The organism is Variovorax saccharolyticus, from assembly GCF_030316765.1.
GTDB classification, from domain to species: Bacteria; Pseudomonadota; Gammaproteobacteria; order Burkholderiales; family Burkholderiaceae_C; genus Variovorax; species Variovorax saccharolyticus.
On sequence record NZ_JASZYT010000003.1, the window covers coordinates 411,747 to 433,148 of the forward strand.

The window sequence follows — 21,402 nt, forward strand, 5'->3', positions numbered from 1 at the left end:
AAGGGTCTCGGTCGAAAAGGTTTCGTTGCTCACACGGCGCCGTCCGAACGCAGTGCCGCGATGGCGTCCGCGTCGTAGCCGCACTGCGCCAGGATCGCATCGGTATGCTGGCCCAGCGTGGGCACCGCATCCATGCGCGCATCCCATTCGTGCGGCACGCCCGGCGGCAGCAGCGCCGGAATCGGGCCGGCGCCGGTGCCCACTTCGGTCCAGCGTCCGCGCGCCTCGAGCTGCGGGTGGCGCCAGACGTCGTGCATCGTGTTGACCTGCGCGGTCGCGATCTGCGCGGCGTCGAGGCGCTGCATGATCTGCGCCGCGGTGAAGGGCGCGAAAGCCCGCACGATGATCTCGCGCAGCGCATCGCGCGACGCGGTGCGCTGGGTGTTGGAGGCAAAGCGCGCATCGGTTGCCAGGGCCGGCTGCTCCAGCACCTGGGCGCAGAACACCTGCCATTCACGCTCGTTCTGCAGGCCCAGCATGACCAGCTTGCCGTCACCGGCCTGGAACGGACCGTAGGGATAGATCGTCGCGTGCGCGGCGCCCGCGCGCGGCGGCGGCTCGGCACCGTCGAAGGCGTAGTACATCGGGAAGCTCATCCACTCGACCATGCTCTCGAGCATCGAGACGTCGATGCGGCAGCCCTTGCCCGTCTTGCCGCGCTGCAGCAGCGCCGCGAGGATGTTGCTGTAGGCGTACATGCCCGCCGAGATGTCGGCGATCGAGCAGCCGGCCTTGGCCATGTCCTGCGGCGTGCCGGTGACCGACAGGAAACCGGACTCGCTCTGGATCAAGAGGTCGTAGGCCTTGCTGTCGCGGTAGGGCCCGGGCTTCTGCGCATCGTCGCCGTAGCCCGAGATGTCGCACACGATCAGGCCCGGATGCTTCGGCGCCAAGGCCTCGAACGACAGGCCCAGCCGCGCGGCCGCGCCCGGCGCGAGGTTCTGCACCAGCACGTCGGCTTCGGCGACCAGGCGCTGGAGGATCTCCTGCCCCTGCGGGTGCTTGACGTCGAGCGTCAGGCTCTCCTTGGAGCGGTTGGTCCAGACGAAGTGCGAGGCCAGCCCGTGCACGCGCTGGTCGTAGGCGCGCGCGAAGTCGCCGCTGCCGGGCCGCTCGACCTTGATGACGCGGGCGCCCAGGTCGGCCAGTTGCCGGGTGCAGAACGGCGCCGCGATCGCGTGTTCGAGCGTCAGCACCGTGATGCCTTCGAGCGGCCGCATCAGAAGCTCCTCGGCAGGCCCAGCATGTGCTCGGCCACGTAGCTCAGGATCAGGTTGGTCGAGATCGGCGCCACCTGATAGAGCCGGGTCTCGCGGAACTTGCGCTCGATGTCGTATTCGCAGGCGAAGCCGAAGCCGCCGTGGAACTGCAGGCAGGCGTTGGCGGCCTCCCACGAGGCCTTGGCCGCGAGGTACTTCGCCATGTTGGCCTGGGCGCCGCAGGGCTCGCGGGCGTCGAAGCGGCGGCAGGCCTCGTAGCGCATCAGGTCGGCCGCCTCGACCTCGATGAAGGCCTCGGCGATCGGGAACTGCACGCCCTGGTTCTGGCCGATCGGGCGGCCGAAGACCACGCGCTCCTTGGTATAGGCCGTGACCTTGTCGATGAACCAGTAGCCGTCGCCGATGCACTCGGCCGCGATCAGCGTGCGCTCGGCGTTGAGGCCGTCGAGGATGTACTTGAAGCCCTGCCCTTCCTCGCCGATCAGGTTCTCGGCCGGGATCTCGAGGTTCTCGAAAAACAGCTCGTTGGTCTCGTGGTTGACCATGTTGAGGATCGGCCGCACCGTGAGCCCGTTGCCGATGGCCTCGCGCAGGTCGACGATGAAGATCGACATGCCTTCGGACTTCTTCTTGACATCGGCCAGCGGCGTGGTGCGCGCCAGCAGGATCATCAGGTCGGAGTGCTGGATGCGCGAGATCCAGACCTTCTGGCCGTTGATGACGTAGCGGTCGCCCTTCTTCACCGCGGTGGTCTTGATCTTGGTGGTGTCGGTGCCGGTCGACGGCTCGGTCACGCCCATCGACTGCAGCCGCAGGTCGCCGCTGGCGATCTTCGGCAGGTACAGGCGCTTCTGCGCCTCGGAGCCGTGGCGCAGCAAGGTGCCCATGTTGTACATCTGGCCATGGCAGGCGCCCGAGTTGCCGCCCGCGCGGTTGATCTCCTCCATGATCACCGAGGCCTCGGTGAGCCCCAGGCCCGAGCCGCCGTATTCCTGCGGTATCAGCGCGGCCATCCAGCCGGCCTTGGTCAGGGCGTCGACGAATTCGGCCGGGTAGGCGCGGGCCTCGTCGACCTTGCGGAAATACTCGTTGGGGAACTGGGCGCAGAGGTCGCGCACGGCGTCGCGGATGTCGGGAAAGCGGGGATTGGAATCGGTCATGGCGATCAGGAGGAAGTGAATTCGGCGCTGGCCTGCATCAGCAGCGCGCCCTGCCCGTCTTCGGCCCAGAGCGCGACCTTGCCCTCGGCGTCGGCCGCGTGGCCGCAGACCCGCAGCAGGCGCCCGCAGGTCAGCGGGCGTACGGCCTTGAAGCGGTAGGCGCCCACGCGTCGGCCCGGGTTGTGCAATTGCGCCGCCTCGAGCAGCAGCGTGGCGATCAGCGGCCCGTGCACCACCAGGTCGTCGTAGCCCTCGACCTGCGTGACGTAGGGATGGTCGTAGTGGATGCGGTGGCTGTTGAAGGTCAGCGCCGAGTAGCGGAACAGCAGGGTGGCGTCGGGCCGGTGCTCGACCGACCAGGCGGCATCGGCCGGCGGTGCCTGCGGCGGCGCCGATTCGCCCGGCTTGGCGGCCTCGCGGTAGACGATGTCATGCAGATCGCGCAGCACCAGCGTGCTGCCGGTGTGAACTTCGTGCGCGACCTTGACGAAGACCAGCGCGCCGGCCTTGCCCTGCTTCAGCGTGACGTCGGCCACGCGCGAGGTCTTGCGGGCCGGCGCGCCCAGCGGCAGCGGCGCGAAGAACTCGAGCTGGCTGCCGGCCCACATGCGGCGCGGCAGCGGCACCGGCGGGAGGAAGCCGCCGCGCGCCGGATGGCCGTCCGGGCCGAGCTGCAGCTGCGGCGCGGTCGGCAGGAAGTAGCACCAGTGCCACAGCGGCGGCAGCGCCTGCCCGGCCTGCCAGGGCTGGTCGTCGTTGCGAAGGGTGGCGGCCAGCGCGCTCGCGGTCCACGGCGACATCAGGTCGTCGTGCGTCTCGGTGCGGCCGATCCAGCTCTGCAGGTGGTCGATGTCGAGGGCGTCGGTCATGCGATTTTCCAGGTTCAGTCGACGCGCGGGCCGCCGGCCTCGTGCTCGACCCGCTGCCAGATCTCGATGCCCATCGGGTCCTCGGTCTCCTCGAGGATGTGGCCGACCAGGCCGATGGCGCGCGCCATTACGCCGAGCCCGCGCACGATGCGCCATGGCAGGCCGAGTTCGGTGGCGATGGCACCGATCGCGCCGGTTGCGTTGACCGGCAGCGACTTGCCCGACACCCGCTCGGCCTCGAGCTGAACCGCCTGGATCAGCGCCACGTAGTGCCCGCAAAAGCCGTTCTCGGCCGCGATCTGGAACAGGCGCGGCGTGCGCGGATCGATGGGCTTGTGCAGCGGGTGGCCCAGGCCCGGGACGATCTGCTTGCGCTCGCGGTAGCCGGCCACGATGTCGCGCGCCATGTCGGCCAGCGGCCGGCTCGGTGCGGTGCCGGCCGGAATGGCTTCGGACAGCATGCGGGCCGCGCCCTCGGTGCTGCCCACGAACACCGAACCGAGCCCGCAGAGGCCGGCGCCCACGGCGGCCTGCAGCGCCTCGGGCGCGCCGGCATAGGTCAGGCGGGCGACCAGCGCGCTGGGCGTGATGCCGTGCTCGACCAGGGTCACGACGATGGCGTTGAAGGTCACCGACTCCTGCGGCGTTGGCATGCGGCCGGTGAGCTCGAGGAAGGCCATGTCGCCGAGGTTGAGATGGCCGAGGATCTCGGACGGCAGGTCGCGCCCGCGCACGGTGATCCTGTCGGGCGTGCTGTGGCCGAGTTCCGTGTGCAGGGATTTCTTGATCTTTGTCATGGCTGCGAATCTATTCCTTGTCGGCGACCCTGAGTCAGTGATTGCCGAAACCTGCCTTCAGCAATGGCGAATGCCGCTCGCGGGGCCCTTCTGGCACGCTTGCCCCCGATCTCACTGCCTCCCCGAAGACACCCCATGGACTCCGATTCCCTCTCAGCGATCCGCGAAGCCGCGCTGGACTATTTCACGCGCAGCGGCAGCATCCGCCGCTGCCGCGCACTCGTCGAGCAACCCGACCACGATGCGCGCGCCGCCGGCTGGTCCGAACTGGCCGCGCTGGGCTGGCCCGGCATGCTGGCCCCCGAGTCCGCGGGCGGACTGGCCCTCGACCTGGCGGGCGCGGCCGAGATCCTGCGCGCCGCCGGCGAGCACGTGGCGCCCGAGCCGCTGCTGGCGGTCGCGGGCCTGGCCGCCCTGCTGCTGACGCGGCTCGACAGCGCCCCGGCCGCGGCGCTGCTCGAAGACCTGGTGGCGGGCCGCAGCCTGCCGGCGCTGGCCTGGCAGGAGAGCGCCGGCGACCTCAGCGACGTGCCGCTCGACTGCGGCTGCGAGCCCGGACCCGCGGGCGGCGTGCTGCTGCAGGGCGAGAAGCTCATGGTGATTCCCGGCAGCGCCGCCAGCGGCTGGCTGGTGTCGGCCCGCGGCGACGACGACACGGTCCTGCTGTGGGTGCCGCGCGGCACCGGTGGCGTGACCGAGACGCCGGTGCCGCTGGTGGATGGCGAGCAGGCTGCCACGCTGCGCTTCGACCGCGTGGCCCTGCCCGCCAGTGCCGTGCTCGCGCAGGGCCCGTCGGCTCGACATGCCCTGCGGCATGCGCTCGCCGCAGGCCAGATCCTGCAGGCCGCCGAACTGCTCGGCACCGGCCAGGCGATGCTCCAGCAGACGCTGGCCTACCTGCGCACGCGCAGCCAGTTCGGCAAGCCGATCGGCTCCTTCCAGGCGCTGCAGCATCGCGCGGTCGACATGTTCATCCACCTCGAGGTCGCGCGGGCGACGCTCGACGAGGTCCTGGCGCTTGCGAGCGATCGGGCCGGCCTCGCGATCGAGCGGCTGGAAGCCGAGGCCAGCCGGGTCAATGCGCGCTGCACGGCCGCGGCGCTGCAGGCCTCGCGCTCGGCCGTGCAGCTGCACGGCGCGATCGGCTACACGCAGGAATGCGACCTGAGCCTCTTCTACAAGCGCACGCTGCGGCTGTCGGCCTGGCTCGGCAATGTCACGGCGCACCAGCGGCGCCATGCCGCGCTGTCGGAAGGCACGGCGCGCGGCAGCGAAACGGCAGCATGGCAGGGCGAATTCCCGCGCACGGCCGACTGGCGCGAGATGCCGGAGTCCGAGTTCCGCCGCATGGTGCGCGCCTTCCTGCAGCAGCGCTATCCGGACCGGCTGCGCTATCTCTCACACCGCGCGCGCTGGAGCGAGATGCGCGACTGGTACCTGACGCTGTCGGCGCAGGGCTGGATCGCGCCGGCCTGGCCGCAGGCGCACGGCGGCATGGGCCTGCCGGCCGACAAGATGATCGCCTGGATCGAGGAACTGGAGCAATACGGCGTGGCCCGCGCGCCCGACCAGGGCATCGTGATGATCGGGCCGCTGCTGATCCAGCATGGCACGCCCGAGCAGCAGCAGCGCTTCCTGCCGCGCATCCTGGCGGGCGACCACGTCTGGTGCCAGGGCTACTCCGAGCCGAACGCCGGTTCCGACCTGGCGGGCCTGCGCACCGAGGCGCTGCAGGCGCGCGATGCCGACGGCGACCACTTCGTCGTCAACGGCCAGAAGATCTGGACCACGCTGGCGCAGGATGCCAACCACATCTTCATGCTGGTGCGCACCGACCGCGACGCCAAGAAGCAGGAGGGCATCAGCTTCCTGCTGTGCGACCTGCAAACGCCCGGCATCACGATCCGGCCGATCCACACGCTGGCCGGCGAGCCCGAGTTCTGCGAGGTGTTCTTCGACAACGTACGGGTGCCGGCCGAGAACCTGGTGGGCAAGCTGCACGGCGGCTGGACCATCGCCAAGGCGCTGCTCGGCTTCGAGCGCATCTTCCTCGGCAGCCCCAAGCAGTCGCAGTACGCGCTGGGCCAGCTGGAGCGGCTGGCCCGGTCGCGGCGGCTGTTCGCGGACCCGGTCTTCGCGCAGCGCTACACGGCCCTGCGGCTCGACGTCGCCGACCTCTCGGCCGCCTACACGGGCTTCGCCAACATCGTGAAGGCCGGCAGGCCGCTGCCGCCGTCGGTGTCGCTGCTCAAGATCTGGGCCAGCGAGACCTACCACCGCATCGGCGCGCTGCTGGTCGAGGCCAGCGAGGAGCAGGGTGCGACCGCGGGCGATGTCGACGTCGACGGCCAGCCCTTCAACGCACTGTCGCCGCTGATCGGGTCGACCTCCGCGATGATCTACGGCGGCACCAACGAGATCCAGCGGAACATCCTTGCGCGGCAGGTGCTCGAACTGCCGGGCTGAGGCCACGCCACGCACAAGAAGAATTCACTCCAGGAGACGACATGGTGCAGCCGAAGATCCATTCCCACCCGGGCGCACGACGCCGCAAGGCGCTCGCCCTGATGGCCGCAGCGGCCCTCGGCCCGCTGTTGCTGCCACTGCCTGCCATGGCCCAGCAGGCACCCCTGCCCCCGCTCATCAAGCTGGTGGTCGGCTACACCGCCGGCGGTCCGGTCGACGGCGCGGCGCGCCTGCTGGCCCCCGCGCTGGCACAGGAGCTGGGCACCCAGGTCATCGTCGAGAACAAGCCCGGCGCGGGCGGCTCGATGGGCGGCGACCTGGTGGCCAAGGCCGCCCCCGACGGGGCCACGCTCTTCCTCGGCGCGAGCCCGACCATCACGATCAATCCCAACGTCCAGCGCAAGATGCCCTTCGACCCGATGAAGGACCTCACGCCGATCGCGCCGCTGGTGGCCTACACCAACGTGCTGGTCGTCAACAAGGACCTGCCGGTCCGTACCGTCGGCGAGCTTCTTGCCTACGCCAGGGCCCATCCCGGCAAGGTCTTCTACGGTTCGGCCGGCGTCGGCTCGTCCAACCACCTGAGCGGCGCTCTGCTCGAGAAGATGACCGGTGCGCCGATGTCGCACGTCGCCTACAAGGGCAGCGCTCCCGCACTCGCCGACGTGATGGGCGGCACGCTCACGATGATGTTCGACATCATCGCGACCTCCCGGCCCTACATCGGCTCCGGCAAGGTGCACGCGCTCGCGGTGACCTCGCCGCAGCGCAACCGCATGCTGCCGGAGGTGCCGACGATGATCGAGTCCGGCGTGCCGGGCTTCGATGTCGGCGGCTGGTTCGGGCTCTACGGCCCCGCGCGCATGGACCCGGCGCTGGTGGCACGCATCAACGCCGCCGCGCGCCGGATGCTGGCGCGCGAAGAACTCGCGGCGCGCCTGAACGACCAGGGCTACGACCTCTGGCCGGGTGCGCCCGAGGTGCTGGCCCACAAGGGTGTGGCCGACCGCAAGCTGTGGGCCACGGCGTCCAAGGGCATCGAGGCCGAATAGCCATGGCAGCCACGCGCATCCACGAGCTTCTGGCGCTGCGCGCGGCGCAGACGCCCGACGCCATCTTCCTGCACGCGCCGCAGCGCGCCACCACCTTCGCCGCGCTGCAATCGCTGGCCGACACCGCCACCCAGGACCTGCTCGATGCGGGCGTGCGTCCCACCGATCGCGTGCTGCTGGTGGCGGAGAACTGCGCCGAGCACATCGCGCTCATCATGGCCTGCAGCCGCGTCGGCGCGTGGTCCTGCGGCGTGAACGCGCGCATGTCGGCCGGCGAGATCGCCGCCATCGTCGAACGCGCGGATGCACGCCTGTGCTACTACACCAGCGCGGCCTCCGACGCCGCGCACCAGCATGCGCGGCGCGCACAGGCGGTCGCATCGGCGCTGCCGGGCGTCATGCGCTGCGCCCCGCGCGCCGGCGCAACGACCGAAGCCGCCGAGGCGCTGGCCGACACCGCCGCGATCATCTTCACCTCAGGCACCTCGGGCACGCCCAAGGGCGTGATGGTCTCGCATCGCGGACTGCTGCACTTCGGCCGCGTCTCGGCGCAGTCCCGGGCGCTCACGCCCGACGACCGCGTCTACGCCTTCCTGCCGATGACCCACATCTTCGGCCTCGGCACCGTGCTGATGGCGAGCCTGAGCAGCGGCGCATCCCTGGTGCTGCGCGCGGGCTTCTCGCCCGACGACCTGCTCGCCGCACTCGCGCAGCAGCGCGTCTCGAACCTGCTCGGCCCGCCCACCATGTATGCCCGGCTGCTGGCGCATGTGGATGCGCAGCAGATCAGGCCTTCGTTCCCGCATCTTCGCTACCTCTACACCGGCTCCGCGCCGCTCGACCTCACGCTCAAGCGCCGCGTCGAAGCACTGTTCGGCCAGCCGATGCACTACGGCTACGGCCTCTCGGAATACGCCGGTTCCGTGTTCCTCACGCGGCGCGGCGAGCCGCGCGAGGACACCGCGGCCGGCTATCTCGTCGACGGTGCCGAAGCCCGCATCGTCACGCCAGGGGGCCGCGACGCGGCAGCAGGCGATGTCGGCGAGATCTGGCTGCGCGGCGCGGGCCTGATGCAGGGCTACTTCCGCGATGCCGAGGCCACGGCGCAGGTCAAGCGGCCGGGCGGCTGGTACGCCTCGGGCGACCTCGGCCGGCTCGCGCCCGACGGCGCGCTGTCGGTCGTCGGACGGCTGAAGGAAATGATCATCCGATCGGGATTCAACGTCTACCCGGCCGAGGTCGAGGCCGTGCTCAACCGCTTCGCCGGCGTGCACCTGAGCGCGGTGCTCGGCCTGCCCGAGGCCGATGGCAACGAGACCATCGCGGCCTTCATCGAACTCGAACCCGGCGCCGTGCTCGACCGCGAAGCGCTGCAGGCGCATCTGCGCGAGCATCTGTCGCCCTACAAGCGCCCGTCGCGCATCGAGGTGCTGGCTGCGCTGCCGACCACGTCGACCGGCAAGATCCTCAAGCGGGCGCTGGTGGCGGGCTCCTGATTGCCTCCTCGTCCATCAGGGTCTCCCGGTTGAAGTTGCCGGGGCGCTTTGCTCAAATGCGGAAACAGACGGAAGGCACCATGAGCGAGCCGGACTTCACGATGCTGCGCCAGCGCATGCTGGCCGAGATCGCCGCCAAGACGGTTTTCTCGACCACGTACCTGGACAAGGCGGCACTGGATCCGAGGGTCATGGACGCCATGGCCACGGTGCCGCGCCATGCGTCCGTGCCCTTCGAGCTGCGGTCCTACGCCTATGTCGATTCGCCCTTGCCGATCGGCTACCAGAAGACGATCTCGCAGCCCTTCATCGTCGCCGTGATGACCGACCTGCTCGGGGTCCGGCCCACCGACACGGTGCTCGAGATCGGTACCGGTCTGGGCTACCAGTCGGCCATCCTGGCAGCGCTCGCGCACCGGGTCTTCACCGTCGAGATCATCGAGGAACTGGCCGAGCAGGCGGCGCGCCGGCTGGCCGACCAGGGGCATGCCAATGTCCAGATCAGGATCGGAAACGGCTGCCAGGGCTGGCCCGAGCACGCGCCCTTCGACAAGATCATGGTGACCGCCGCCCCCGAGCTGATCCCGCCGGCGCTCATCTATCAGCTGAAGCCTGGCGGCACGATGGTGATCCCGGCCGGCTTGCCCGATGCACAGCAGCTCATCCAGCTCAGGAAGGACGCGCAAGGCTCGGTCACGACGAGGGAGATCTTCCAGGTGCTCTTCTCGTCGCTGGAGGACGTCGACTCGCCGTGAAACTCATTTCGCCGCGACCAGGGGCGGCGGCTGCCAGCTGCCGGCGCCGGCGGGAAGAATCGAAGGCGGCGTGGACTTCGGCCAGTAGAGGCGCATCACCAGATAGACCGTGTCGTCAGGCGCCGGCAACCAGTTGGCCTCCTTGGCCCTGCCCGGCGAGTCCTTCTGGATGTAGAGCGTCAGCGAGCCATCCGCATTCTTCTTCATCGCCGACAGCATCGGCGAATTGATCAGGTAGCGGTTGATCGGGTTCTGGATCAGCAGCTGGCTCTTGCCGTCGTACATGGTCACCGACCAGAAGGCGTTGACCGGCGGCAGCTTGCCGGCCGGGAAGGTGAGCGTGTAGCCGTGCTTGCTCGTGTCCAGCGTCTGGCCGCTGCCGTCGGTGCGCGTGTAGGGGTACATCGCCTCGACGGCGTCGTTGCCGTAGAGGCCGCCCTTCGCGGCGCCGGCACGCATCAGCCAGTCGCCGTTGTAGAACGCCTGGTCGCCGAAGAAGGCGCCGACGCTCCAGCCGTTGATCTTCTTCATCCCGCCCGAGAGGAATTTGTCGACCTTTTCGTCGCCGGCCTTCATGCCGAGCAGGACCGCGCCCTTGTGCTCGATCGAAAGATCCTTGAACTCGAAAGTCCGGCCCGGGCCCACCCCGATGCTGGCCAGCTTGGCCCGGATCTCCTGGTCGGCCGCCGAAGGCGGCACGTACTGCAGCGCGGCCGACAGGTACTCGAAGAAGTTGGCCTTGATGCCCGCCGTCGTGGCCGGCACGAAATCGATCTTCGGCGCAGCCGGCGGCGGGGCGCGATGGAGGAACGCGGAAAGCGGCTGGATCTTGTAGCCTGCCTGCACCTTCTCGACGTTCGGCATGTCGGCCGGATCGAACAGCTGGGTGCGGATCAAGGCCAGCGCGAAGGGGGTCGTGGAGTTGAAGACCTTCTTGATGCCCGGCGGCGTCTCGCCCTTCCAGCCGGGGCCCGCAACCAGATAGTTCCCGGGCGCGTTTCCAGTGGCCCGGCTCCCGATGTAGCCGAAGTTGTAGGTGTTGCCGTCGATCAGCTGAACCGAGAAATAGCGCTTCGCGGAGACCGCCGGCACCGTCACCACGAGCGGCTCGGCGCGCAGGTCGGCCCAGAGCGTCGAATAGGGCGTGTCGCTGTTGGGCGTGATGACGGCCGTGTCGGCGGGCGTCGCGACCCGGTGCTCGTTGCGCAGCTGGTTGAAGGGCGCCTTGAACTGGGTGGACCTGGTGTCGACCGCGAACTCGTTCATGACGGCGTAATTCATGACCAGCGGCAAGCCGTAGATGAAGCCTTCCTCGGCGATCGCCCGGGTCTGCTCGAGACCCGGCGCGGGCAGACCCTTGGCCGCATCCGACTTCGCGGCCTGCGAAATCGGATCGCTCTTGCTCGCGCACCCCGCCAGAAACATCGAACCCGTCACGACGACGACGGCGGCAGCCATCGTCCAGACCTTGCAAGACCTGCTATTCATTTATTTCCACCTCGTCGGTTTTTTTGATTGAACTGCGGCCACGAGTATTCATGCAGTTCTGCTTGATTCCTTGACAATTCGAGACAGATCTTTGACATTTCGAGACATGACAGCCATGGTTCGAGCGGGTTCGCTGCAGGGCTATCTCGCGCTCATGCAAAGCCTCGGGTGCAAGCCGGCCGGGTTGTTGAGCCGCCATCGCATCGCGTCGGCTACCTTGGCCGACGAGGACGCACTGATCTCGCTGCGCAGCGGCATGCGACTGATGGAAGCCAGCGCGATCGAGACGGGCTGCCCGGACTTCGGGCTCCGCCTGTCGAAGCTCCAGGACATCAGCGTGCTCGGTCCCCTGGCCATCGTCCTGCAGAACGCCACGACGGTGCGAAAAGCCTGGGACTACGTGGCCCGGCACATTTTTGTCCAGACGCCAGGCCTGGTGGTGACGGTGCACGACCGAAGCTCGCTCATCGCGGGCGCCGTCGAGATATCCCTCGACCTGCGCCTGCCGCGCCTGCCGGAGCAGCGCCAGACGATCGATCTCTGCCTGGGCGACCTGCACCACATCACCCAGCTGATGGCCGGCCGCAGCTACGAGCTGCATGCGGTTTCGCTGCCCCACACCCCCGTCGCGCCCCTGGCTGTCTACAAGCGTTTCTTCAACGCGGCAGTCCACTGCGACCAGCCGCGCGCTGCACTGCACCTGAGCCCGGAGACCCTGGCAACGGATCTGCGCGGCGCCAACCCGGCCCTGCGGCAGATCGCCGAAGACTATTTCGAACGGCATTTCCGTTCGCCCGACCAAAGCGTCTCCGCCCGCGTCCGGCTGGCGTTGCGACGAACGCTGGGCAGCAAGGCAGATGTCGCCCAACTGCTCGCGATCCATCCCCGGACGCTGCAGCGGCACCTGGCCGCCGAGGGTGCGAACTTCGAGACCCTGCGGGAGGAAACACGCCAGGAAGCTGCGCTTCACTACCTCCGCCAGACCGAGATCCCGCTCGGAAGGGTCGCCGACCTGCTGGGGTTTTCCGAGCAGTCGGTGCTGGCGAGGTCATGCCGGCGCTGGTTCGGCACGACCCCGACCGCGATCCGCCGCCAGGGGGAAGACGCCGGGGTCTTGCGGTCGGTCGGAGGCGGCACCGGCGCGCCGTTCACTCCGCAACATTGACGATGGTCGCCTGCATCAGCGCCACCACCTTGTAGCCCTCGCCCGCCTCCGCAAACGCCCGCACTTCGCCGGTGCAGACAGTCAGCAGCCTTCCCGCATTGACCACCCGCCCCACGGCAAGAAAGCGCTGCCCGAGCGCGGGCCGCAACAGGTTCAGCTTGAACTCCGCCGTGACCACGTCGAAGCCCGGCGGCGCCTGGGTCAAGGCGGCGTATCCGCATGCGGTGTCGACGATGCTGGTGGTCGCGCCGGCATGGAGGTAGCCGCGCTGCTGCGACAAGGTCAACGAGAAAGGCAGCTCGATGTGGACCTCGCCCTCCTCGACGCGCACGAGGCGTGCGCCGATGGTCGCCATCAGCCCCTGGGCGGCAAAGCTCTTCGCAATTCGTTCGTGGGTGTAAAGGTCGCTCATGGAGATCCCTGGAATTGAAACGGTCTCCGATCCTGCCACGGGGCGTGCGGCGATTGCCTTCATCCGACCAAAGTAGGATTGTCGCGATGCCTCGCTGAAATAGCATGCTCGATGCGGAGGTCCGCATTCGCCTGGTCGACGCCGCATGTTGAACTCTCTTCAAGGAGAACGCGATGGCAACTCAACCGAAGATCCGCCGGCCTGTCGGCACCGCCTTCTTGGCGCTGGCTCTGGCGATGGCGGGCAGCATGGCGCGCGCCCAGGAAATCCCGCTGGTGACGGGCGAACACTGGACCAAGTCGACGGAGCAGCTGAAGAGGGTCTACCTCGTCGGCATCGCGAATGCGTACCAGGTCGAGGCGGCCTACCAGGGAGAAGCCCCCACCTTCGAGTCGCAGACCGTCGTTCCCCGATTCGCCAAGGGACTGAAGGGCCAGACGCTCGACAGCGTGCGCGGAACGCTCGATGGCTGGTATGCGGCCCACCCCGATCAACTGAAGCGCCCGGTCATCGAGACGATCTGGTACCAGATCGTCCTGCCAGGGCTGCAGAACGCCAAGTAAGGAGAAGACCATGAAGCAACTCACGGCGACGCTGGCGCTCGCGGCCGCAACCGGCCTGCTCGGATGCACCAACATGACACCGCAACAGCAGGGGACGGCCAGTGGCGCGGCCATCGGCGCAGCCGCAGGCGCGGGCATCGCAGCCATCGCGGGCGGCAGCGGCTGGACCGGCGCGGCCATCGGGGGCATCGCCGGCGGCGTCGCCGGCAACATGAAGGGTCGAAAGCAGGAGTCGCAGTGAAGCCAGGCCGGCCGACCCCGCGACGACTTCCGGTCGTGACGATGCGCGCTCCTGCGCCGGCGCTGCCCTCCGCTCTGGCGCTGGCGGCGCTCCTGACTGGATGCGCCTATCCCGTGCCGGTCGCGGTGCAGCAGCCGGCGACCGTCACGACGACCACCACCACGACCACCACCCCGAGGCCGGCGGGCAGCGCAACGCCGGCGTTCACGGCGCCGGCCGCCGACGGCACGTTCAGCCAGGCGCAGCTCGACCAGATGATGGCGCCCATCGCCCTCTATCCCGACTCGCTGCTGTCGCAGGTCCTGATGGCGTCGACCTATCCGGCCGACGTGGCCGACGCCGCGAAATGGTCGAAGGCGAATCCACAACAGTCCGGCGATGCCGCCGTGCGCGCCGTCGAGAACCAGCCCTGGGACCCGAGCGTGAAATCGCTGGTGGCCTTCCCGCAGGTGCTGCAGACCATGGGCGACAAGCCGGACTGGGTCCAGAGCCTGGGCGACGCCTTTCTTGCATCGTCGAAGGACGTGCTGGACTCGGCCCAGCGGCTGCGCTCCCGGGCCCAGGCCAGCGGCAGCCTCAAGACCACCGAGCAGCAGACGGTCACCGTTCAGCAACAGGCGATCACCATCGAGCCGGCCAATCCGCAGACGGTCTACGTGCCCGCCTACGACCCGATGGTCGTGTACGGGACCTGGCCCTATCCGGCCTACCCGCCCTACTACTGGTACCCGCCGGCGATGTACTACCCCGGCTACTACCCCGGTGCGGCATTGGCCACCGGCATCGCCTTCGGGGTCGGGGTGGCGGCCGTGGGCGCGCTCTGGGGCAATTGCAACTGGGGCGGCGGCGACATCAACATCAACACCAACCGCTACAACAGCATCAACACCAACCGGCAGATCAACGCCAACCAGAACCGCTTCCAGCACAACGCGCAGAACCGGCGTGGCGTCCCGTACCGCGACAGCCGCAGCCAGCAGCAGTTCGGCAACAGCCTTCCGGGTGCGGAGAATCGCGCCGATTTCCGGGGCCGCGACGCGCAGCGCCAACAGGCGCAGTCGACGCTTCAGCAGCGCGGCATGGACCCGGGCGCTGGCCGCGACCAGTTGCGCAATGATCCGGCCGCGCGCCAGCGCGCCGACGCAGCCGCGCGAGGCCAGGGAGGATTCGGCGGCAGCGACGGCCTGTCGCGCGTCGACGCACGGGGCGGCGCCGGCGGTGACAACGCCTTCCGCGGCGCCGGCAATGCCGGCCAGGCACGCCAGCAAGTCGACCGCGGCAATGCCAGCCGGCAGATGCAGCACGGCGGCGGCGGCTACAGCGGCGGCGGGCGTGGCGGCTACAGCGGTGGCGGCTACAGCGGCGGCAGCTACGGCGGTGGCGCACGGGGGGGTGGACGCGGAGGCGGCGGCCGTGGCGGCGGCGGGCGCCGCTGAACGAGGAGCACATCATGCGATTGGCGATCTTCCGTATCCCCTGCGCGCTGCTGCTGGCCGCCACCCTGGCCGCGCCGGGCCTCGCGCAGGCGCAACAGCGCTATCCGAGCGCCGAAGCGGCCGCCCAGGCGTTCCACGACGCGGTCGCCCGCAATGATTCCGCGGCCCTGCATCAGGTGCTTGGCGCCGACTGGAAGCGCTTCGTGCCGGCCAATGACATCGGCCAGGCCGATCTGCAGGCCTTCCTCGCTGCCTGGGACAAGGCGCACAAGATCGTCGCGACCGGCCCGGGCAAGGCCGCGCTGGCCGTTGGCGACGCCGACTGGACCTTGCCGATCCCGCTGGTGGCGGCGGGCAGCAGCTGGCGCTTCGATGCCCGCTCCGGGTTCGACGAGATGCGCACCCGGCGGATCGGCCGCAATGAACTGGCCGCCATGCAGGCGGTGCTGGCCTATTTCGACGCACAGAAGGAATATGCCCAGCGTGACCGCGACGGTGATGGCGTGCTGTCGTACGCGCGCAGGTTCGCCAGCAGCCCGGGCCAGCGCGACGGCCTGTACTGGCCCACGGACGCCCAGGGGGAAAGCCCGTTGGGGCCGCGTTTCGGTGGCGTCAAGCCGGGCGAGGGCTACCACGGCTACCACTACAAGATCCTGAGCGCGCAGGGAAAGGACGCTCCGGGCGGCGCCTACGACTACGTCATCGGCAATCGCATGCGCGCCGGCTTCGCACTGGTCGCTTGGCCGATCCAGTACGGAGAGACCGGCATCACCAGCTTCATGATCAGCCACGCAGGCCTGCTCTATCAGAAGGATCTCGGGCCGGACGGCGCCGCGATCGCACGCCGAATGACGAGCTTCAACCCGGATGCGAGCTGGACCCGGGTGGATGCGCCTTGATGAAGCGACCGCCGGGCAGCAGGGCCCCTGTGATCAGAACGCCGCACCGATCGACGCCACGAAGACCTGCTCCTTGGACCCCGGGTTGAACCAGAAGCCGCCGAGGGTGATGCGGCGCCAACTCAGCTGTGCGAAGGGTCCGCGCAGGATGTCGCGCTCTGCGCCATAGGCGTGGGTCCGCTGGGCGGCAAGCCCGAAGCGAAGCCATTCGACAGGCCGGTAGCCGAGTTCGCTCCAGGCATAGAGGTAGCGGCTGCTTTCTTCGCGTGGGCGCACATACTCGGCCTCGACGTAGAGGTCGAACTTCCGCCAGCCCACGCTCGCTTCCAGACCGGGAACGAAGGCCTTGGTCGTGCCCCAGGCGCCGCCGAGCAGGGGCGTCAGTTCCCAGGTGATTTCTTCACCTCCGCCGAAGGTCCAGCCGACGAAGGCCGAACGGGCCCCGACCGATTCGTAGTTGACCCTGGCCTCCAGATGCAGGGCCGCGCGCTGGGCCACCACCACCGCCGAGGTGTAGTCGCCGCCGCCGCGAACGACGGTGGGGTAGGCGGTGGCGGTGAACTCCCACGACGGCGCTGCCGGCGCGGCCGGTGCGGCGTCGCAGCAGCCTTCGCGGTCCCCCGCGAGCGCGGCCGCGGCCATGAAGGCCCCGAGCGCACCGATTGCCCGCGATGCGGCCGTCATCCGCCGAGCGCCTTGATGGCACCCACGAGGAGCGTACCCAGCCCCGCCATCAGGAAGCCGAGCTTCCAGCTGCCGTAGCCTGCATAGCGCCCCAGTCCGAGCCCGCCGAGGAACAGCATGGCCAAGGCGATGGCGCGCGACACGTTCTTTGCCGACGCGACGTCCTGCATCAGGGCGAAGGGCAGGACCACGGGGAAGGTGGCCACCACCACGAAGCCGAACACCGCCGCCGCTGCACGCAAGTCGCCCCAGCCCAGCGTGGGCCGCGCCGGCAGGGCGGGCTGTGCAAGGATCCTGACCCGGATGGCTTCGACCTCCACCGCGGAGAAGAGCCCGGCCACGTCGCGCGACAACGAGCGTGCGAGAACCGCGCGGCCTGCCTGTTCGTCCGGGGCGGCCCGCACGGAGCGAACGAGCGTGAGCCATCGGCCGCGATTCGCGACGGTGCGAACCAGGTACATGACCGCGTCGACCAGGCCCCAGGCAAGGTTGCAGCCCAGGGCGGCGACGAACATCACGCGGATCTCCTCGCGCCCGGCCTCGGTCACCGATACGGCACCGACGAAGCTGAGCGCCATGAGCAGGCCGAAGAGCATTTCCGAGATTCGATCGACCGCGCTGAGCAGCGGCTCGCGGTCGGCTTCGGCGGCGATTTCCACTTCTTTCATCGCCAACGCCGGACGCCTCAAAGCGGCGCTGCAGCCCGTTTCGCCGGCGGGAAGACCTCTTCGGGCACCACCGGCGGCGTCGGCTGGTTCGAAAGAAGCCCGGCGGCTTCGCAGGCCTGCACGAGTTCGGCCACCGAACGCACGCCGATCTTTTCCATGACCCGGCCGCGGTGCTGCTTGACCGTCTGCTCCGCGATCCGGAGGTCCGCTGCGATCTGCTTGTTCAGGCGCCCCCTGACCACGTGCAGCATGATCTCGCGTTCGCGCGGCGACAGGCGAGCGATCAGGTTCTTCGCCGCAACCTGCGCCAGTGCCTGGCTTCGCCCGGCCGCATGCCGCTCGGCCGCACGGCGCACCGCCGCCACCAGCACGTCGGCATCCACCGGCTTCTCGAGATAGTCGGAGGCGCCCAGCTTCATGGCACCGATGCCGGCCGCCACCTCGCCATGCCCGGTGATGAAGATGATGGGCGGCGCACTTCCCTTCTCGAGCAGGCGCGCCTGAAGCGCCGGGCCGGAGAGGCCCGGCATGCGGATGTCGAGCAGGACGCAAACCACCTCCGCCGACGGCGGCCGGTCGATGAACTCGTCGGCCGACCCGTAGGTCGCGACCGTCCAGCCTGCCTCCTCGAGCAGCCGACCGATGCCCTCCCTGACCGCCGGGTCGTCGTCGATGACGCACACGATCGGCGCTGCGCCCTGGACCGGATCGAAGGCTTCGGAGGATCCGGTCGTCGCAGGCCGTTCGACCGCCTCGGGCGCCGCGGCGGCAGCTTCCCGCCCCTCGGGCGCCGCCAGCAACTCGACCCGGAAGCTGGCGCCCCCATCGATGTTCGACTCGGCCCAGATGCGCCCGTTGTGCGATTCGACGATGGAGCGGCAGATCGCCAGGCCCAGGCCCAGCCCCTCCTGCCCCGAGGTCCAGAACGGCTCGAAGATCGATTCCAGCGCGTCGGGCGCGATGCCCTTGCCCGTGTCGCGCACCGCGAACTCGATGCGCCTGCCCTCGCGCCTGCAGACCGCCAGCCGGATGATGCGCCGGGCCGGCCCGAGCGCTTGCAGGGCCGAGACTGCATTGAGCACGAGGTTGAGCGCGACCTGCTCGACCTGCGCCCTGTCCGCCATGACCCAGCATCCCTCGTCGAACTGCGTTTCGACCTGGACATCCTGCCGCAGCAACTCGCTTTCCATCAGCCGCAAGACCTCGCGCAGCGCCACCGCCAGGTCGATGCGCTCGCGCGGGCTGTCGTCGTGGCGCAGCAAGGCGCGCATGGCGCGGATCGTGTCCGCCGCGCGCTTGTCCTCCCGCACCACGGCTTCGAGGACACCGTGGACCAGACCCAGGTCCACATGGTCGCGCGCGAGGTACTTGAGACCCGCCTGCGCATTGCTCAGGATCGCGGTCAGCGGCTGGTTCAGGTCGTGCGCGATGGCCGCGGTGAGCGCGCTGACGCGCGCGACGCGGTCGGCATGCCAGACGCGCCGGCGCAGCTGCCTGGCTTCCTCTTCCGTGCGGGCCAGGACGATCGCGCCGCCGATCAGCTCTCCGGCGATCTTGAGTCTGGCGATCATGTCGGGCGGCCAGCGGCGAGCGGTGCGCATGGCCGCGAACGAGAGCACGCTGGTCACGCGCCCGCCGATGCGCAGCGGGATGGACAGATGCGAGCGCAAGCCGGTTTGCCGCGCGTGGTCGGCCTCGGCGCTCGCCTCGCGGGGCAGATCGTCCGGCAGCCTGGCCATCGATACGACGCGGCCGGCCCGCAGTTCGCCAAGAAACCAGGGCAGCGTGTACGGGAAGCGACCTCGCGGCAGCGGATCGACGCCCGCGGCGGCGGCCGAGCAAAGCACGTTGAGATAGTCCCCGGCCACCAGCTCGGCGAAGGTGCAGCGGTCATAGCCGAGGAACACGACCAGCTGCGACAGCGCTCGCTCGGTCCTGCCGAGCAAGTCGCCGCCCGAGGCGTCGGCAAAGCATTCCGACAGGTCGGCGAGCAGACGTTCGAAGTCGAGCCGCTCCAGCAGGAGGGCTTCGGCGTCCGGTGAGATTCCGACCGATTTCCGACTCGACATGTCCTCCTCGCTGAGTCCGCGCGGCGCGTCGCGCGGCTGCTCGGCCGGGGGCCGGCAAACCCGCAAATCATGGGTCCGGGCCGCGACCGGTGTCAAGGAGCGAAGAGAAAGCGCCACGGTTTCCTCCCCTTCAGAGAGGAGCATCCCGTGCGTCGCCGTGCGCGACCCAATCGATCGAATCCAGCAATGCCGCCGCATCCACCGGCTTGCGAAAGAAGTGCCGTGCGCCCATTTCACGCGCCCGGCGGCGGACCACGGGACCGTCGCTCGACGACAGGGCAATCACCGGGAGCTTCCCCGCGATCGCCTGCCACGACGTGCGCGTGGCGGCGTCGCCGCCCCATGCGCCAGGCACGTCCAGCAGGACGCAGCCCATCGGATCGGCTTTCACCTCGGCCAGAAACTCTTCCACCGACACGCAGGGCCTCGGTTCCAGGCCGGCGGCGTCCAGCAGGCGCGCAAGGGCTTCGCGCACCGCCGCATCGCCGTCGATGACGTAGACGATTCTCGAGGGGCCCGGGCTAGACATTTCGCGTCGCTCCTGCTCACAGTGGCCGCTTCTAGATGTAGCGCTCGGCGTGCGAGAGCGGATCTTCCTCGGGCGGCAGCTCGGCGAGCGGACAGCGCACGACGGCGATCACCACGCTGACGCCCTCCCCGATGGCCAGTTCCGTCATGACGAATTCATTGAGCGGTCCGGGATGGTCGGCATTCACCCGCACCCCCATCCGGCTCAGGCGCAGCGGCGTGCGCTGCAGGCTCACCTGCCGCTCGGGGTGCGAGAACACGGCATCGATGTGCTTGATGTAGGCATCCATCGTTGCGATGCCGGCCTTGGTCTCGATGTAGTCGTGCACCGTCTCCTTCAGCTCGCGCTCGATCGCCGCGATCTGCGACCGCGTCTCGGTCGTGTCCTCGAGCAATCCCGCCGCGCCATCCACCGCGAGCTTCACCAGCCGCAGCCGAGCAGCGAGCCAGGCCTTGCGCTCGCCCAGTTCGGCCGCCTTCATGTCCAGGTCGACGATGCGCTTGAGCGCGAGTTGCGCCAGACGCTGGATGATTCGCCGGCCCACCTCCAGCCGGGTCGCCTCGACCGTGGGCGAAGGCGCGAACAGACGATGGCCGGAGAAACTCACGGTGGACTGCGGCACATCGTGCTGCACCCCGTCCCCGTGCTGCTGGACCCCCAGCACGGTGCGCTCCTCGCGCTTCATGGCCAACAGCGCGAAGGCCTCGCCGGCTTCGCGGTTCGATGGCAGGCGGAAGAACTCGCGCAGGTCCTTGCTGCGGCCGAGGAAGGCGGGTATGTCGTCGGCCGCGGCGAAGAAGGCATTCAGCCGCGGATCGTCGCTCCAGGCCGCACGCGCGAGCAGCAAGGGCTCCAGCGGCTCCCGGCCGATCGCGCGCAGGTGGGCGATCGTCTTCTTCACGCCGCCCTCGAGCTTGTCCGCATAGCGCGTCTGCAGGCGGATCCGTGAATCCACCGTCTCGACCACGAGCTCGGTCATGTCGGCCACCAGCTTGCGCTCCTCGGCGTCGCCGGCCTGCGCGCTCTCTCGCCCGAACAACGCCGAGACGATTCGATCGAGCAGTGCAGAAGGGGGCATCCGGGGGCTCGCGTCGGTCGGTGGCTCTCGCTACCAATCCATCTTGGGCACCCATGCCCGCAGCACGCGGCCCTGGTAGGACCGGCCGTTGATGCGCTGCGCGAGCGATTCGGCCTGCGCGCGCGACATCCCGACGTCGATGAGGGCCGTGGGCGTGCCGCTCTCGTTGGCCAGGCGGATCTTGTCGGCCTGCGCGAAGCTGCTGAGCGCCTCCCGGATGCCCTCCTCGGTGACGTCGTCCGGGAGGTTGCCAATGACGATGTGAATCTGTTGCATGTGCCTTCCTCTTCAATGGTCGTCAACCAGGCATCCGGCGCGCCGGACTTCGCCTGGTTCCGCGAAAGGGAACGCCGCC

The 21,402-nt window shown here is 69.2% G+C and carries 21 protein-coding genes; 9 read left to right on the forward strand and 12 right to left on the reverse strand.

The genetic code is table 11. The features are described 5' to 3' along the window. Positions 1 to 29 precede the first annotated feature (29 nt). The 4 genes from QTI45_RS12560 to QTI45_RS12575 are packed head-to-tail and all read right to left on the reverse strand — an operon-like array spanning position 30 to position 4,046. Positions 30 to 1,220: a CaiB/BaiF CoA transferase family protein gene (locus tag QTI45_RS12560; RefSeq protein ID WP_286654595.1), complete on the reverse strand. Its 1,191-nt coding sequence runs from the start codon at positions 1,218 to 1,220 to the stop codon at positions 30 to 32. Next, positions 1,220 to 2,380 (reverse strand): acyl-CoA dehydrogenase family protein, encoded by a 1,161-nt coding sequence (locus QTI45_RS12565; RefSeq protein ID WP_286654596.1) that lies wholly within the window; start codon positions 2,378 to 2,380, stop codon positions 1,220 to 1,222. Before QTI45_RS12565 ends, QTI45_RS12560 begins: the two co-directional genes overlap by 1 nt. Before the next feature lie 5 nt (positions 2,381 to 2,385). After that, positions 2,386 to 3,249, reverse strand: coding sequence for an HTD2 family dehydratase (locus tag QTI45_RS12570; RefSeq protein ID WP_286654597.1), 864 nt, complete (start codon positions 3,247 to 3,249; stop codon positions 2,386 to 2,388). Between the two features lie 14 nt (positions 3,250 to 3,263). Continuing rightward, a complete protein-coding gene (locus QTI45_RS12575; RefSeq protein ID WP_286368558.1) occupies positions 3,264 to 4,046 on the reverse strand; it encodes a citryl-CoA lyase in 783 nt (260 codons plus the stop codon). 135 nt (positions 4,047 to 4,181) lie between these two features. Here QTI45_RS12575 and QTI45_RS12580 point away from each other — a divergent pair, with 135 nt between their 5' ends. From QTI45_RS12580 to QTI45_RS12595, 4 genes are all read left to right on the forward strand, one after another. Next, entirely contained in the window at positions 4,182 to 6,512 is a 2,331-nt protein-coding gene (locus QTI45_RS12580) for an acyl-CoA dehydrogenase family protein (RefSeq protein WP_286654598.1), read from the forward strand. 41 nt (positions 6,513 to 6,553) lie between these two features. Next, positions 6,554 to 7,564, forward strand: coding sequence for a Bug family tripartite tricarboxylate transporter substrate binding protein (locus tag QTI45_RS12585; RefSeq protein ID WP_286654599.1), 1,011 nt, complete (start codon positions 6,554 to 6,556; stop codon positions 7,562 to 7,564). Between the two features lie 2 nt (positions 7,565 to 7,566). Continuing rightward, entirely contained in the window at positions 7,567 to 9,060 is a 1,494-nt protein-coding gene (locus tag QTI45_RS12590; RefSeq protein ID WP_286654600.1) for a class I adenylate-forming enzyme family protein, read from the forward strand. An 80-nt stretch (positions 9,061 to 9,140) separates the two neighbouring features. Beyond that, positions 9,141 to 9,815: a protein-L-isoaspartate(D-aspartate) O-methyltransferase gene (locus QTI45_RS12595; protein ID WP_286654601.1), complete on the forward strand. Its 675-nt coding sequence runs from the start codon at positions 9,141 to 9,143 to the stop codon at positions 9,813 to 9,815. 3 nt (positions 9,816 to 9,818) lie between these two features. Here the strand turns inward: QTI45_RS12595 and QTI45_RS12600 are convergent, their stop codons facing one another. Beyond that, a complete protein-coding gene (locus QTI45_RS12600) occupies positions 9,819 to 11,303 on the reverse strand; it encodes a DUF1254 domain-containing protein (protein ID WP_286654602.1) in 1,485 nt (494 codons plus the stop codon). 70 nt (positions 11,304 to 11,373) lie between these two features. Here QTI45_RS12600 and QTI45_RS12605 point away from each other — a divergent pair, with 70 nt between their 5' ends. Further along, a complete protein-coding gene (locus tag QTI45_RS12605; RefSeq protein WP_353621300.1) occupies positions 11,374 to 12,468 on the forward strand; it encodes an AraC family transcriptional regulator in 1,095 nt (364 codons plus the stop codon). Here QTI45_RS12605 and QTI45_RS12610 read toward each other — a convergent pair. Continuing rightward, positions 12,452 to 12,880, reverse strand: coding sequence for a PaaI family thioesterase (locus tag QTI45_RS12610; RefSeq protein ID WP_286654603.1), 429 nt, complete (start codon positions 12,878 to 12,880; stop codon positions 12,452 to 12,454). The genes QTI45_RS12605 and QTI45_RS12610 overlap by 17 nt on opposite strands. Before the next feature lie 173 nt (positions 12,881 to 13,053). Here QTI45_RS12610 and QTI45_RS12615 point away from each other — a divergent pair, with 173 nt between their 5' ends. Genes QTI45_RS12615 through QTI45_RS12630 form a run of 4 tightly spaced genes read left to right on the forward strand, consistent with a single transcriptional unit; the run spans position 13,054 to position 16,019 of the window. Further along, positions 13,054 to 13,443 carry a hypothetical protein gene (locus tag QTI45_RS12615; protein ID WP_286368551.1) on the forward strand — a complete coding sequence of 130 codons (390 nt, stop codon included), beginning with the start codon at positions 13,054 to 13,056 and terminating at the stop codon, positions 13,441 to 13,443. Positions 13,444 to 13,453: 10 nt separating this feature from the next. Continuing rightward, positions 13,454 to 13,684, forward strand: coding sequence for a YMGG-like glycine zipper-containing protein (locus QTI45_RS12620; RefSeq protein ID WP_286368550.1), 231 nt, complete (start codon positions 13,454 to 13,456; stop codon positions 13,682 to 13,684). A 41-nt stretch (positions 13,685 to 13,725) separates the two neighbouring features. Continuing rightward, positions 13,726 to 15,120 (forward strand): DUF3300 domain-containing protein, encoded by a 1,395-nt coding sequence (locus QTI45_RS12625; protein ID WP_286654726.1) that lies wholly within the window; start codon positions 13,726 to 13,728, stop codon positions 15,118 to 15,120. Positions 15,121 to 15,134: 14 nt separating this feature from the next. Continuing rightward, entirely contained in the window at positions 15,135 to 16,019 is an 885-nt protein-coding gene (locus tag QTI45_RS12630) for a DUF2950 domain-containing protein (RefSeq protein ID WP_286654604.1), read from the forward strand. A 33-nt stretch (positions 16,020 to 16,052) separates the two neighbouring features. Here the strand turns inward: QTI45_RS12630 and QTI45_RS12635 are convergent, their stop codons facing one another. The 6 genes from QTI45_RS12635 to QTI45_RS12660 all read right to left on the reverse strand — a co-directional run bounded on the left by QTI45_RS12635 (position 16,053) and on the right by QTI45_RS12660 (position 21,323). Next, positions 16,053 to 16,703, reverse strand: coding sequence for a hypothetical protein (locus tag QTI45_RS12635; RefSeq protein WP_286654605.1), 651 nt, complete (start codon positions 16,701 to 16,703; stop codon positions 16,053 to 16,055). Then, positions 16,700 to 17,371, reverse strand: coding sequence for a hypothetical protein (locus QTI45_RS12640; RefSeq protein WP_444813273.1), 672 nt, complete (start codon positions 17,369 to 17,371; stop codon positions 16,700 to 16,702). The genes QTI45_RS12635 and QTI45_RS12640 overlap by 4 nt, the downstream gene beginning before the upstream one ends. A gap of 17 nt (positions 17,372 to 17,388) precedes the next feature. Further along, positions 17,389 to 19,440 carry a response regulator gene (locus tag QTI45_RS12645; protein ID WP_286654607.1) on the reverse strand — a complete coding sequence of 684 codons (2,052 nt, stop codon included), beginning with the start codon at positions 19,438 to 19,440 and terminating at the stop codon, positions 17,389 to 17,391. Between the two features lie 130 nt (positions 19,441 to 19,570). After that, the gene (locus QTI45_RS12650) at positions 19,571 to 19,969 is read right to left on the reverse strand and encodes a response regulator (protein WP_286654608.1); all 399 of its coding nucleotides are present in this window, start codon (positions 19,967 to 19,969) and stop codon (positions 19,571 to 19,573) included. A 31-nt stretch (positions 19,970 to 20,000) separates the two neighbouring features. Then, a complete protein-coding gene (locus QTI45_RS12655; RefSeq protein ID WP_286654609.1) occupies positions 20,001 to 21,047 on the reverse strand; it encodes a hypothetical protein in 1,047 nt (348 codons plus the stop codon). Between the two features lie 30 nt (positions 21,048 to 21,077). Next, the gene (locus tag QTI45_RS12660) at positions 21,078 to 21,323 is read right to left on the reverse strand and encodes an RNA recognition motif domain-containing protein (protein WP_286368543.1); all 246 of its coding nucleotides are present in this window, start codon (positions 21,321 to 21,323) and stop codon (positions 21,078 to 21,080) included. Positions 21,324 to 21,402: the final 79 nt, after the last annotated feature.

Bases quoted from the DNA above. Each gene is read 5' to 3' on its own strand.
- QTI45_RS12580 (WP_286654598.1), top strand. From the start codon at position 4,182: ATGGACTCCGATTCCCTCTCAGCGATCCGCGAAGCCGCGCTGGACTAT.
- QTI45_RS12600 (WP_286654602.1), bottom strand. From the start codon at position 11,303: ATGAATAGCAGGTCTTGCAAGGTCTGGACGATGGCTGCCGCCGTCGTC.
- QTI45_RS12595 (WP_286654601.1), top strand. From the start codon at position 9,141: ATGAGCGAGCCGGACTTCACGATGCTGCGCCAGCGCATGCTGGCCGAG.
- QTI45_RS12630 (WP_286654604.1), top strand. From the start codon at position 15,135: ATGCGATTGGCGATCTTCCGTATCCCCTGCGCGCTGCTGCTGGCCGCC.
- QTI45_RS12660 (WP_286368543.1), bottom strand. From the start codon at position 21,323: ATGCAACAGATTCACATCGTCATTGGCAACCTCCCGGACGACGTCACC.
- QTI45_RS12585 (WP_286654599.1), top strand. From the start codon at position 6,554: ATGGTGCAGCCGAAGATCCATTCCCACCCGGGCGCACGACGCCGCAAG.
- QTI45_RS12650 (WP_286654608.1), bottom strand. From the start codon at position 19,969: ATGTCTAGCCCGGGCCCCTCGAGAATCGTCTACGTCATCGACGGCGAT.
- QTI45_RS12590 (WP_286654600.1), top strand. From the start codon at position 7,567: ATGGCAGCCACGCGCATCCACGAGCTTCTGGCGCTGCGCGCGGCGCAG.
- QTI45_RS12560 (WP_286654595.1), bottom strand. From the start codon at position 1,220: ATGCGGCCGCTCGAAGGCATCACGGTGCTGACGCTCGAACACGCGATC.
- QTI45_RS12655 (WP_286654609.1), bottom strand. From the start codon at position 21,047: ATGCCCCCTTCTGCACTGCTCGATCGAATCGTCTCGGCGTTGTTCGGG.
- QTI45_RS12565 (WP_286654596.1), bottom strand. From the start codon at position 2,380: ATGACCGATTCCAATCCCCGCTTTCCCGACATCCGCGACGCCGTGCGC.
- QTI45_RS12575 (WP_286368558.1), bottom strand. From the start codon at position 4,046: ATGACAAAGATCAAGAAATCCCTGCACACGGAACTCGGCCACAGCACG.
- QTI45_RS12640 (WP_444813273.1), bottom strand. From the start codon at position 17,371: ATGAAAGAAGTGGAAATCGCCGCCGAAGCCGACCGCGAGCCGCTGCTC.
- QTI45_RS12620 (WP_286368550.1), top strand. From the start codon at position 13,454: ATGAAGCAACTCACGGCGACGCTGGCGCTCGCGGCCGCAACCGGCCTG.
- QTI45_RS12625 (WP_286654726.1), top strand. From the start codon at position 13,726: ATGCGCGCTCCTGCGCCGGCGCTGCCCTCCGCTCTGGCGCTGGCGGCG.
- QTI45_RS12570 (WP_286654597.1), bottom strand. From the start codon at position 3,249: ATGACCGACGCCCTCGACATCGACCACCTGCAGAGCTGGATCGGCCGC.
- QTI45_RS12635 (WP_286654605.1), bottom strand. From the start codon at position 16,703: ATGACGGCCGCATCGCGGGCAATCGGTGCGCTCGGGGCCTTCATGGCC.
- QTI45_RS12645 (WP_286654607.1), bottom strand. From the start codon at position 19,440: ATGTCGAGTCGGAAATCGGTCGGAATCTCACCGGACGCCGAAGCCCTC.
- QTI45_RS12615 (WP_286368551.1), top strand. From the start codon at position 13,054: ATGGCAACTCAACCGAAGATCCGCCGGCCTGTCGGCACCGCCTTCTTG.
- QTI45_RS12610 (WP_286654603.1), bottom strand. From the start codon at position 12,880: ATGAGCGACCTTTACACCCACGAACGAATTGCGAAGAGCTTTGCCGCC.